This is a genomic window from Enterobacter sp. RHBSTW-00593 (assembly GCF_013784105.1).
Classification (GTDB): Bacteria; Pseudomonadota; Gammaproteobacteria; order Enterobacterales; family Enterobacteriaceae; genus Enterobacter; species Enterobacter ludwigii.
Map to the genome: position 1 here is coordinate 3,084,184 of NZ_CP056393.1, position 12,565 is coordinate 3,096,748.

General features: G+C 53.8%; 12 protein-coding genes. All 12 read right to left on the bottom strand.

The features are described from left to right. Positions 1-53: 53 nt before the first annotated feature. The 12 genes from cpsB to wzc are packed head-to-tail and all read right to left on the bottom strand — an operon-like array spanning position 54 to position 12,564. Positions 54-1,490, bottom strand: a complete 1,437-nt coding sequence (cpsB, locus tag HV242_RS14645; protein ID WP_014170815.1) for a mannose-1-phosphate guanyltransferase — start codon at positions 1,488-1,490, stop codon at positions 54-56. Between the two features lie 3 nt (positions 1,491-1,493). Then, positions 1,494-2,717 (bottom strand): colanic acid biosynthesis fucosyltransferase WcaI, encoded by a 1,224-nt coding sequence (wcaI, locus tag HV242_RS14650; RefSeq protein ID WP_025203687.1) that lies wholly within the window; start codon positions 2,715-2,717, stop codon positions 1,494-1,496. Beyond that, on the bottom strand, positions 2,714-3,193 hold the full coding sequence (locus HV242_RS14655; RefSeq protein ID WP_072126435.1) for a GDP-mannose mannosyl hydrolase: 480 nt from the start codon (positions 3,191-3,193) through the stop codon (positions 2,714-2,716). The genes wcaI and HV242_RS14655 overlap by 4 nt, the downstream gene beginning before the upstream one ends. 2 nt (positions 3,194-3,195) lie before the next feature. Next, positions 3,196-4,161: a GDP-L-fucose synthase gene (fcl, locus tag HV242_RS14660; protein WP_014170818.1), complete on the bottom strand. Its 966-nt coding sequence runs from the start codon at positions 4,159-4,161 to the stop codon at positions 3,196-3,198. Positions 4,162-4,163: 2 nt separating this feature from the next. Then, entirely contained in the window at positions 4,164-5,285 is a 1,122-nt protein-coding gene (gene gmd / locus HV242_RS14665; protein ID WP_014170819.1) for a GDP-mannose 4,6-dehydratase, read from the bottom strand. A gap of 24 nt (positions 5,286-5,309) precedes the next feature. Then, entirely contained in the window at positions 5,310-5,858 is a 549-nt protein-coding gene (wcaF, locus tag HV242_RS14670; protein WP_020883264.1) for a colanic acid biosynthesis acetyltransferase WcaF, read from the bottom strand. A 15-nt stretch (positions 5,859-5,873) separates the two neighbouring features. Continuing rightward, a complete protein-coding gene (wcaE, locus tag HV242_RS14675) occupies positions 5,874-6,620 on the bottom strand; it encodes a colanic acid biosynthesis glycosyltransferase WcaE (RefSeq protein ID WP_014170821.1) in 747 nt (248 codons plus the stop codon). Positions 6,621-6,636: 16 nt separating this feature from the next. Next, on the bottom strand, positions 6,637-7,857 hold the full coding sequence (wcaD, locus tag HV242_RS14680) for a colanic acid polymerase WcaD (protein WP_020883262.1): 1,221 nt from the start codon (positions 7,855-7,857) through the stop codon (positions 6,637-6,639). After that, positions 7,832-9,049, bottom strand: a complete 1,218-nt coding sequence (gene wcaC, locus HV242_RS14685) for a colanic acid biosynthesis glycosyltransferase WcaC (protein WP_014170823.1) — start codon at positions 9,047-9,049, stop codon at positions 7,832-7,834. The genes wcaD and wcaC overlap by 26 nt, the downstream gene beginning before the upstream one ends. After that, positions 9,046-9,537: a colanic acid biosynthesis acetyltransferase WcaB gene (wcaB, locus tag HV242_RS14690; RefSeq protein WP_014170825.1), complete on the bottom strand. Its 492-nt coding sequence runs from the start codon at positions 9,535-9,537 to the stop codon at positions 9,046-9,048. Before wcaB ends, wcaC begins: the two co-directional genes overlap by 4 nt. Further along, positions 9,537-10,379, bottom strand: a complete 843-nt coding sequence (gene wcaA, locus HV242_RS14695) for a colanic acid biosynthesis glycosyltransferase WcaA (protein ID WP_014170826.1) — start codon at positions 10,377-10,379, stop codon at positions 9,537-9,539. The genes wcaB and wcaA overlap by 1 nt, the downstream gene beginning before the upstream one ends. Before the next feature lie 22 nt (positions 10,380-10,401). Then, positions 10,402-12,564, bottom strand: coding sequence for a tyrosine-protein kinase Wzc (gene wzc, locus HV242_RS14700; RefSeq protein ID WP_032680628.1), 2,163 nt, complete (start codon positions 12,562-12,564; stop codon positions 10,402-10,404). Between the last annotated feature and the right edge of the window lies 1 nt (position 12,565).

A 12,565-nucleotide genomic window follows, 5' to 3' on the forward strand; every position in this document is an offset into this window, starting at 1 on the left:
TTATTCATTCGCAGGCCGGATGCGCGAAACGCAATCCGGCTTTAGAGACGGCGCTATACCCGCCCGTAACGGTCCTGGAAACGGACAATATCGTCTTCTTCCAGGTACGAACCGGAGCGCACTTCAATTAAGTCGAGAGGAATTTTCCCCGGGTTTTCCAGACAGTGCGTGGCTCCCAGTGGAATATAGATTGACTCGTTTTCGCCCAGCAGTTTCACTTCGCCATCAATCGTGACTTTGGCGGTACCCGCCACCACGACCCAGTGCTCGGCACGGTGGTGGTGCATCTGTACCGACAGCCCCTCCCCCGGTTTCACGGTGATGCGTTTCACCTGGTAACGTTCACCGGCATCGATGGAGTCATATTTGCCCCACGGACGATACACTTCGCGGTGGATATGGTGTTCATGGCGACCATCGGCCTTGATCTTCTCCACCACTTTTTTAACGTCCTGCACGGCATTACGGTCAGCAATCAGCACGGCGTCTTTCGTCTGTACGACCACCAGATCCTTCACGCCAACTGTGGTCACCAGACCGGACTCGGCGTAGACATAGCTGTTTTCCGTTTTGTGGCTGATAACATCACCGTGGTGGACGTTACCCTCCGGGGTATGGGCGCTGATCTCCCACAGGGAGGACCAGGAGCCAACATCGCTCCAGCCCGCATCCATCGGTACCACAACGGCATCGGCCGTGCGTTCCATTACCGCATAGTCAATTGACTCTTCCGGGCAGGCGAGGAAAGACGCTTCGTCAACGCGGATAAAATCGAGATCCGGATCCACTACCGCCATCGCTTTCTCGCAGGCGTCCAGAATATCCGGGCGATATTTGCGCAGCTCTTCCAGGTAGCGGCCAGCGCGGAACAGGAACATCCCGCTGTTCCAGTAATATTCACCGCTGGCCACATACGCCTGCGCGGTTTCCAGATTCGGTTTTTCGACAAACTGCGCCACGTCAAACGCTACGCTGTCGCCTTCGCCCGGGGTCACATTGCCACGACGAATATACCCGTAGCCGGTTTCCGGCAGGTCCGGCACGATGCCGAAAGTCACCAGTTTGCCGTTTTCGGCGTAAGGAATAGCTGCGCGTACCGCCTCGCGGAACGACTCTTCCTGTTGAATAACATGGTCTGCCGCCAGAACCAGCATCAGCGGATCGCAATCCGGGCTGCTGCGTTTGGCCGCCAGCGCCGCCAGCGCAATCGCGGGGGCGGTGTTACGTCCGGCAGGCTCCAGAATGATATTTTCTGTGAGTTTGTTCAGCTGGCGCAGCTGCTCGGCGACAATAAAGCGGTGTTGTTCGTTACAAATCACCACCGGGCTTTCACACTCCACACCCTGCAGGCGGTTAACCGTCGTCTGCAGCATGGTGAGCTCCCCTTTCAGGCAGAGGAACTGTTTTGGATAGAGCACGCGGGACAGCGGCCACAACCGGCTACCAGAGCCACCTGCCATCACAACCGGATACAAAGTGGTTTGACTCATGATTTATCCCCGTATATCTGCAATAAATTGGCTCAGCACGTTCTCTTTCTCGAGCGTGCGTTCGGCATATTCACGTGCCACCGTGTTCGTTTTTGGCATGGCAAGTGCCCGTTCAATGCCAGTGACCAGCGCCGGGACCGATTCCGGTTCCACGCAAACGGCGATCCCCGGATAGCTGTCGCACAGCTGGCCTAATTCTGTTTCGGCTTCCGCCGTGATCACCGCGTTACCGCCCACTGCCAGAATGTTGGTCAGCTTGGACGGCAGCACCGCGTCTGCCGCGCCGCGCTTTTGTACCACCAGATGGCAGTCGCCCATCTTCAGCAACGCAGGCAGTGCCTCGTAAGACTGAAGCGGGAAAAATTTCACGTTCGTCAGGCCGCGCTCGCTGGCCATTTTTTCCAGTCGCGCTTTTCCGCCGCCCTGCCCGACGATGACAAACATCCAGGGTTGATGGCTCAGTTGCTGTGCGGCGTCGATGACGCTCTCCAGCCCCTGCTTCTCGCCGATGTTGCCTGAGTAAAGAATGATTTTTTGGTCGTCAGGCAAACCGAGCTGAGCGCGTAGCGCCTGAGCATCACTGTCTGTCACGTCGCGAAAACGCGCCACTTCAGACCAGTTAGGGAAAAAGATCACTTTTTCCGCCGGTACACCCTTCTCCTGCGCTTTGTTCATCATTGAGCGCGAGATGGTCGAGACATAATCCACGTTATGCAGGCCGCTGCGCTCGAAGGCGCTGGCGAGTTTCGCCACCTTCCCGCTCTTACCTTTGCCGGCCATTCCCAGGCCGAGCATGGCGTCCACTTCATAATCCTGAATGTGAAGCAGCGTGCGCGCGCCGGAGAGTTTGCCCAGCAGGCGCATGCCTGGGGTGCAGAACAGCGTTGGCACCACACCGATAATGCGATCCGGCTTCCAGCGACGTTGCGCCATCAGCGGGAAGAAACTGCTCAGGGCAAAGCTGCCCAGATGAAGTAACCGCTTCAGCGTTGAGGGCTGTTTCGGCACGTACAGCGGGCAACGCCAGACGGTCGCGGCACCCTCTTCGCGACGGTAGCGCCAGCCTGAATAGCGCTCACCTACTTTCCATTCCGGGTAGTATGGCGGCGCGGTAATGACCCGCACGTCATGTCCCTGGCTCGCCATCCACTCGACCATTTCGCCGGTGTATTTACCGATTCCGGTTAACTCCGGCGAATAGTTGATTCCGTACACCAGAATTTTCATAAGCCCGGCACTCCGGACTGACGATCGGCCAGGAAATAGGCACGACTGTTGTCATGCACATTGTCACTGGCCAGCAACGCCTCTGGCGTCTGCCAGCGGTAGTCGTCATGCTGAGAATCAGGCAGACGCAGGTCTGCCTCACTCACCTTCAGGCGAAAACCGAGCACCACATAGTGCGTGGTGAAACCGGTGCCCGAAAAGTTATCGTCATAGAAGTGCTGCCAGACCCCGTAAAACTGGCCTGCCGCCATCGGCAGTTGCAGGCCCAGTTCCGCCAGAGTGAGACGCTCAAAAGCATTTTCCAGCGTCTCATCCTTCTGCACGCGCCCGCCGGGCACGAACCAAAAGCCCTGTGCAGGACGGTTGGTTCGTTTTCCCAGCAAGAACTCGCCGCGTTCGTTTTCCACCACCAAATCAATTGAGATGAGCGGAGTGGAACGCACTACCGTGGCAAAATCTTCCTGACTTAAAAACATCATTACCCCCGGAAGCGGTGCTGGTTTTCAAGGAACCACTGGTAGGTGCTTGCCAGCCCCTGCTCCAGTGATACCTCGTGATACCAGCCCAGCTGATGCAGACGGGTCACGTCCAGCAGTTTGCGCGGCGTGCCGTCCGGTTTGGTGGCGTCAAAGACCACGCGGCCTTTGTAACCCACCACCTGCGCGATGGTTTGCGCCAGCTCACGAATGGTGCAATCCACGCCAGTACCGACGTTAATGTGCGACAGCATCGGTTCGGTGTTTTCCTGCCACACCTCACGATCCAGCTCCATTACGTGGATGCTGGCAGCCGCCATGTCATCCACATGCAGGAATTCACGCATTGGCGTCCCGCTGCCCCACACCACCACATCCGGTGCATTTTCGGCCGTTGCTTCGTGGAAACGACGCAGCAGCGCCGGGATCACGTGCGAATTGCTCGGGTGGAAGTTGTCATGCGGTCCGTACAGGTTGGTCGGCATCACCGAACGATAGTCGCGGTTATACTGACGGTTGTAGGATTCGCACAGCTTGATCCCGGCAATCTTGGCAATCGCATACGGCTCGTTGGTTGCTTCCAGCGTGCCCTGCAGCAGTTCGCTCTCAGCGATCGGCTGCTTCGCCATTTTCGGGTAGATACAGGATGAGCCGAGGAACAACAGCTTATTCACGTTGTGCAGATGCGCTGCGTGAATGATGTTGCTCTCAATCATCATGTTCTCGTAGATGAAATCCGCCGGATACGTGTTGTTGGCAACAATGCCGCCCACTTTCGCCGCCGCCAGATACACCTGGTCAATACGTTCACTGGCGAAGAAGTCCTGTACCGCTTTGCTGTCGAGCAGGTTCAGCTCGTCACGGGTACGGACAATCACGTCGACATCACCGCGCTGTTCAAGCTGGCGAACAATCGCGGAACCCACCATTCCGCGATGACCCGCGACAAAAATACGTTGTTTTGTCATTCTCAGGACTCCAGCGCGATGGCAACCTCGTAGCCATGAGACTTGAGCAGGGAGTGTTTTTTCGCTGCTTCAAGATCTTTGGCAACCATCTCGGAAACCATCTCCTGCAGAGTCGTTTCTGGTTTCCAGCCCAGTGTTTCGTGTGCTTTGGTTGGGTCGCCCAGCAGGGTTTCCACTTCAGCAGGACGGAAGTAACGTGGGTCAACCTGTACAATCACGTCGCCCGGTTTCACGCCCGGTGCGTCATGGCCCGTTACGGAAACCACGATGCCTTTCTCTTCCACGCCGGTACCTTCGAAGCGCAGTTTGATACCCAGCTGAGCGGCAGCCATCTCAACGAACTGACGTACGGAGTACTGCACGCCGGTTGCGATAACGAAGTCTTCTGGTTTTTCCTGCTGCAGCATCATCCACTGCATTTTTACGTAGTCTTTGGCATGGCCCCAGTCACGCAGGGAATCCATGTTGCCGAGGTGCAGGCAAGATTCCAGACCCTGTGCGATGTTAGCGATAGCGCGGGTGATTTTACGGGTAACGAATGTTTCACCACGACGTGGGGATTCGTGGTTGAACAGAATGCCGTTACAGGCATACATGCCGTAGGATTCACGGTAGTTCACGGTGATCCAGTACGCGTACAGTTTCGCCACCGCGTACGGAGAACGTGGGTAGAACGGGGTAGTCTCTTTCTGAGGAATTTCCTGCACCAGACCGTACAGCTCAGAGGTGGATGCCTGGTAGAAACGGGTTTTCTTCTCAAGGCCGAGGAAGCGAATCGCTTCCAGCAGACGCAGCGTACCCATTGCGTCAACGTCAGCGGTGTATTCCGGAGATTCGAAGGAGACCGCAACGTGGCTCATCGCGCCCAGGTTGTACACTTCATCCGGCTGCACTTCCTGCAGAATACGGGTCAGGTTGGAAGTATCGGTCAGGTCGCCGTAGTGCAGATGGAATTTCGGGTTCGCCGCATGAGGATCCTGATAAATGTGATCCACACGTTCGGTGTTGAATGAAGAAGCACGACGCTTAATACCGTGTACTTCATAACCTTTTTCCAGCAGCAGTTCTGCCAGGTAAGAACCATCCTGTCCGGTAACGCCGGTGATGAGAGCGACTTTAGACATGTTTATATTCCTCTACTTATGAATTTAATCAGTTTCAACGCGTTCGCGTATCACCACTGCGGGGTTGCCACGGCAAATTTTATTTGCCGGTAGCGATTTAAAAACGCTGCTGCGGGCACCGACTACCGTGCCATCGCCAACAGAAACACCAGGTGCAACAAAAACATCTGTCGCCAGCCAGCATTTTTCGCCAATCACAATCGGAGTGGCGGTAATATCAAAATGCTGACTCATAAAATCGTGACTGCCGGTGCACAAATAACACTTCTGTGAAACCACTGAATTTGCGCCAATCGTAATATCGCCAAGGGTATATAACACCGCGTCATCCCCTACCCACGCATAATCCCCAAGCGTTAATTTCCACGGGTAGGTAATTTTTACCGACGGGCGAATGACTACGTTTTTTCCGATTTTTGCGCCAAACAGTCGCAATAAAAAAGCTCGCCAGCGGTACAGTATTTGCGGTGACCAGGCAAATAAGGTGGCCTGTACGGCCCACCACAACTGCACTTTAATACCGCTCCCGCCCCGAAAGCCTTTCGGCACGGAGAAACCTTTAAGATCCTGCATTACGTTTCCTTATATTCAGGCTTTGTTATATAAGGTTTTCGTTTTACCGGTGGTACGCAGACGTAATAAATAAGATAATTCCGCCCAGAACCCCGGCACGCCTAATATTTTACGCTGCACATTTCTGGCATCCTGGCACAGTTCCAGATTATTAGACGTTGACACGCCGCCCATTGAAAATTCAGATACCAGCCCTTTAATTCGACGGAACGGGTAACCTGATTTATACAGGCTGGCAGTCAGCGCATAATCTGAAGAAACTTTATACTGCAGATCGTAAGGCTGTTTTTTCAGACCTTTTACCGGGAAGAAAATGGCCTGATGGCTGGCAGGCAAACTGTGGTAGATATACCAGCCGGGTTTCGCACTGCGGCAAACTTTATGGCCATCGCCAAAATCGAGCAGCGCGTCGCCAATGTACATCGCATCCTCTTTCTGGCGCGCCAGCTGACGGGCAAATAACGCCACATCCTCATGGAATACGTCACCGGAATTCAGGAAGATGGCATAACGGCCTTGCGCCATGTCGATGCCTTTATTCATCGCATCGTAGATGCCTTTATCTTTCTCGCTGATGAAACGTAAGTTGAACTCACCGTTGAGTTTTTCCAGAAACTCCGCCGTACCATCGTTCGAGCCGCCATCGACCACAATCCACTCAAAGGTGAGGCTTGGATCGCGCGCCAGGTTGCGCAGCGAGCGCCAGGTTTTTACCACCCCTTCGTAATTACGAAAAGCGACAGTAATGACGCTAAGAAACATAAATCACCTCATTTCGTCATACGTTCGTAATATTAAGCGCTTTGCGCAGAATAAACGGACAGACAATCAAGAAAGCATATTCCGGGCTAAATATTGACCCGGTAAAAAACAACGACACCGGTGTAAACAGATAAAGCTGCACGCGAAAGTTCTGGTTATCACCAAACGCGTTAATCATCATTTTGAAAACTTTAAACAGATACCACAGTGTCAACAGTACGGCGAACCACGAAAAATAGATAATTAACAGATACAGGCCATTGTCTATGGTTTTACCGACATCCGCACCGTTAAAGATTCCGAATGATGCAACATATTCGTAAAGTGAGCCGAATCTTACTACACCATCGATATGGGTTAAGGAATAACCCACCATCACCAGTGGACCAATGATACGATAATAGGATGACGAGCCTTCGGTTCCCAAATCTCCCAGGCGTTCTGAGATGTATGGGAAGGCAAATATCACGCCAACCATAAATACTGTCAGAGAGATAATCGCCAGCGGCAGTTTTTTCTTAATCGCATCTTTGTTCAGGTACTGGAACGCCCACTCCAGCAGGTAAAACAGGATAAATGTCATTACCCCTGAGAACGATCCTGACAGAACAATTCCTGCAAGAATCATAGCATCGGTCTTAGGGGTTTTGATACCAAACTGTTTGATGCTGAGCCAAATTGAGATTAGTGCCAGAGCAAAAAACGCCGGTTCAAAATAGAGGGCTGTCGTACGCTTTCCGCCAAACTTGATGAAGTTCAATACATAGCTGTTACTGTAAATGAGATATTTCGAAATTATCTCCATCAGGCTACTGCCACCGGTCAAAATAATTTGCGCCATTTCCAGTGCAGCAAGCATAACAATTAACGCAACGGCAATATAAAAGAACCTAAGGATTTTCCGATAATTGTGTGGCGAAATAACCTTGAAACGAATACTCCAGACCATGCCAATAATAATGACGATATAAACAAACAGCATGGTGGAGGTGACGTATTTACTGGCATCCAGAGACTGACCAAAGATGTAGTTAAATAGCGTCAGACCCACGCCCAGCCCTAAGGCCATCATCAGCTTCTTGAGGTTGATTTTGTCGACATACAGCAGAAGCAGAACGGGCAAGAAGGTCACTATGGTTATCGGGAAGCTTTCGCCAAGCTGGGCAATTTTGACGTTGACCAGCAGGTAAATCAGCGGCAGCAGCAGATAACTACAGACTCTGATAGAACGAGACATATTCCTCCAGCATCTGTTGTCCACTGTAGGCCTTGCGGCTGCGGTTGCGGAACGATTCCAGGTCGGTACCAAAAACGGCCTGCGCGATCTGCGCCTTCGGCAGTTGCACCAGAGGCAGCACCTCATGCTCCGCAAACGTGGTCCCGCCCGATTTTTCCAGCACTTCACGTGCCGCATCGCTGTGGGTGGCAATCACCGGCACACCGATGGAGAGCGCTTCGCACAGGATCAGCGGGTAGTTATCCACGCGCGAACTGAATACCAGCGCATCCATCCCATTGAGGGCGCTCATTAGTTTGCGCTTGTCTGTTTCAAACCCGTGATTCACCACGTTAGCCCCTTCGAACGGCGAGAACTTGCCGAAGGTGTGCAGTTCAATCTTGTCACCCAGCGCCATCATGTCGCGCACCAGCTGCTGATTGGTTTTGCCGTCGTAACGCAGGTCATGCGCAACGATAGCGATTTTTGGTTTACCCGGGGTTTCTGCAACCGGGGTAAGTTCGGCCAGAATCGCTTCCGTCGCCACGTCGATACCGTTATTGATGATCTGACAGCGCCCTGCCCCATACAGACTGTTAAAGGCATCGGCCACGTGCTGGCTTGGAGAGATAAACGTACAGCCGAGCGAGAGCATGTCGCGGAACAGCTGGCGCTTTCCGGCCACCAGCTGATGGGCACGATCCACTTTCACCGGCGGATAGTTGCTCAGCGTCGGGCACTTCTGGCAGTTGCTTTTCCAGCCTTCACACCCGTCGGTAAAGGCGCAGCGACCGGTCACGCTCCAGTGATCGTGCAGCGTCCAGACGAAGCGGGTATCCGGTTTGTGGGCCTGCACCTTCTGGCAAAACGCCACCACCTCTTCCAGATTCAGCCAGTAGCTGTGAAGCACGTGGAAATGCAGCACAACCGGCCCCTGGGAGCGCGTCACGGTGCGATAAAGGGTATTAAGATTGCCAAACAGATCGCGATTAAACAGGCGGAACAAGGCAATGTTGGCCACGGAAGTCAGGCGCGGCGTGTGCTTATGTACCTGCGGGTAGTTATCGTGGCTGACGCTTTTCTTACCGCCTTTGCCATAACCGTAAATAAAACGAGACTGAAGTCCTTTTTGCAGCGCGCGCTGGTGAAGATCCAGCGCCACACCGGCCGCCCCGCCCTCTGCGAGACGGACGTTAAATTGCAGAATGTTCATTTGATCACCTTCACGCGGGCTTTCTCACCCACCACCAGCGCGTTATCCGGAATACTGTCCAGCACCACGCTGCCTGCGCCTATCGTGACGTTGTTACCAATCGTGATGTCGCCAATGATGACCACGTTCGCGCCCAGCTCGACGTTATTGCCAATCACCGGGCAGGCCAGGCTGTCGGGCCCACGGTTACCGATGGTGACGGCGTGGCGAATAGTGAAATCATCACCGGCTACAACGAATTTGTTGATCACCACGGCATAACCGTGATGAATGGTAAAACGGCGACCAATGGTGGCAGCGGCCTGAATTTCATAACCAAAAAAACATTCAGTAATGATGCGGTACAGCACCAGCACCGGTGCTGCCCAGAGATTGTTTAAAACATTTTTCTTGCGCCACACCGAGCAAAAATGCGCGATGCGGTACGCCAGAACCATGCAGCACGGGCGCAGGCTCCAGCTGTTAGCGCGGCAATCTTCCAGAAACATTATTTCCCCCGAAGTCCATCAGCCAGACGCTTGCCGTTACGCACGGACAACAACGTGAGCAGCGTGCGCCAGTTCATGCGCTTATTGCGGATCTGATAGAGGGTAAACAGCTGATACTTCCGGCTGGCACGGTCGAATTTGTCCTTGTGCTTGCGGTAAAAGTGGAAGTAACCAGAGAATTTCTTCGGCGACGAGGTGATTTGCATCTCCCCGTGATTGATATGCAGGATCTGCGTCGCCTCTTCCACCTTCCACGGCTCGCCATACTCCATCACCATGCGCAGGAAGATGTCGTAATCCTGCGCAGCCTTCAGCTCGGTATCGAACAGGCACTCCTTAAAGCGCCACGCCCAGGTAAAGACCTGATTACCAATGATGTTGCGTTTATAGAACAGGCGGCGTGAGTAAGGCGATTTCGGGTACAACGGCAGGCTGGCAGGCTGCGAGTAAACTTCACCCTGACAGACATAGTCGTTGGCATACAAAAACGCATGCGTCACCAGCTGTGCTTTGTGCGACAGGAAGATCGACAGACGGTTCGGCGTCCATTCGTCATCGTCGTCGATGCCGGTCAGATACTGGCCTTTAGCCTGCATAATCGCCTGGTTACGCACCGCGCACGCACCGGAGTTAATCTCGTTGTGCGTGTAAACCACGCGCGGGTCGTTAAGGTCAGTCACAAACTTTTGCAGCTGTTCGTACGAGGAAGAACAGTCATCAACGATGATCAGTTCCCAGTTATCGTAATCCTGTCGCAGCACAGATTTTATTGCGCGGATCGCCAGCTGCTGACGATTCCATGTCGGCATATAAATAGAAACTAAAGGGCGTTGTGTAGTCATGGTCTTCCCCGAAAGCTAACGATTAGTGACTGTCAGACTTGTATTCGTACTCGTAGTAACCGTAGTCCTGGTAACCGGTCGCACGACGGAAGATGGAGTTCAGGATCACCCCTTTCACTTCAATTCCGTTTTGCTCGAAGCGGCTCAGGCTGGTTTCCACTTCCTTCAGCGTGTTCACCGCGTAACGCGCCACCATCAGCGTGGTGCCGGCATGGCGGCCCACAATGGCGGCATCGGTCACCGCCAGAATTGGTGGGGTATCAATCAACACCAGGTCATAGTTTTTGCTCGCCCACTCCACCAGCTCGCTAAAACGTTCACTCATCAGCAGCTCTGATGGATTCGGCGGCACCTGACCACGCGGAATAAGGTCAAACTTCGGCACCGTCGTCGGTTTTGCACTCTGGCTAATCTCACCTTTGCCCAGCAGGATTTCCGACAGCCCGTTGACGTTATTGGTACCCAGCAGTTCGTGGGTATAGCCCTTACGCATATCACAGTCGATCAGCAGCACCCGTTTATTGGTCTGGCTCACCACCGCCGCCAGGTTGGCACAAACAAAGGTCTTACCAATTGACGGGCTGACACCGGTCAGCATCAGGACGTTGTTTTTGGCCTGCATCATGGCGAAGTGCAGACTGGTACGCAGACTACGAATCGCTTCGATGGCCAGATCGGTTGGGTTACCCACGGCCAGCAGCTGGCTTTGTTTGTAACGCTTAACGCCTTTGGTGGTTTTGACGCTGTCACGCGATTTTTGCCACTCCGACAGCGGGATGCTGGCGTAGACGTTGATACCGCTCTCTTCCAGTGCCTGCGGGCTTTCGATTCCACGGTTGAACAGCGAGCGAAGCAGCACGCCAACGATGGAGAGGATAAGACCCAGAATAATGCTGCCGAGAATGATGAGGGCTTTCTTCGGCTTCAGCACCCCAGGCTGGGTGATGGCCGGGTCAACGATGCGCACATCACCAACGGTACTGGCTTCGGTGATTTTCAGCTCCTGCTGTTTATTCAGCAGCTGCATGTACACCTGCTGTCCGGATTCCACATCGCGGGTCAGACGTACGATTTCCTGCTGCGTTTTAGGCATCGCAGTGACGCGGTCGTTGAGTTTCGCCTTCTCTTCTTCCAGCGTGCGGCGTTTCTCAAGCAGCGTACGGTAGGCCGGGTGACGCTTGGTATAAAGCTTGGAAATCTCCGCCTCTTTGAAGGTCAGCTCGTTAAGCTGGGCATCAATGTTAACCATCGAGTCGAGAACGGATTTCGCTTCCAGTGGCAGGTCGACAGAGTCTTTATCCTGACGATAGGCGTTCAGCTTGTTCTCGGCATCATCCAGACGGGCGCGGACTTCCGGAAGCTGTTTGGCGAGGAATGCCAGGCTTTTCGCTGCTTCAGCCGATTTACGCTCAACGTTCTGCTCAAGATAGTTACGGGTGATGCTGTTGAGGATGTCGCGGATCTGATCCTTATCTTCACCGGTAAAGGTCATGCTCAGGACACCGGTGTCCTTGCCGTTTTCGGTGACGGTCAGGTTGTTCTGCAGATTGTTAATCATTCCCAGCGTGGAGAATTTGGTCACGGTAAATTCACCGCCCTCCTGGGCGTGGATCGCGCTGACCATCATGCTGACACCCTCTTTCGTCAGCATCTGCCCCACTTCACCGCGCGCGCTAAAGCCCGCATCGCTGGTCAACTGGTACTGTTTCGGGCCTAACACCGTCAGGGTAAAGGTCTGATCCGCGCTTCCTTTTGGCAGCACAAAGTCAGTCACTTTAACCGTATCGTTGCTGCGTCCCATCAGACGGTCCCAGCCGGCACCAAAGATCGGGAAGGTATTTTTGGTGACGGAGATATCAAGGCCGAGGTCGTGAACGGTTTTACCCAGAACCAGGCGCGACTGAATCAGCTGAATTTCCGCATCGGAGGCCGGCGGTTTGTTCGCCAGTGCGGAGCCAATGTCCTGCACCAGCGAGTTACCGGTATTCTGCTCAATCTGCACCAGCGCATCGGCACTGTAGATTGGCGTCGCAAACAGCGTATAGACGACGGCCGCCGCGGCAAATACAGCGGTGATCCCAAGCACCCACCACTTTGCCTCTACGACGGTGCCGACCAGGCGACCAATATCGATTTCATCACTGCCCGAAGTCGGGGCGGCAGAAGGTTTTGTTTTTTCTGTCATT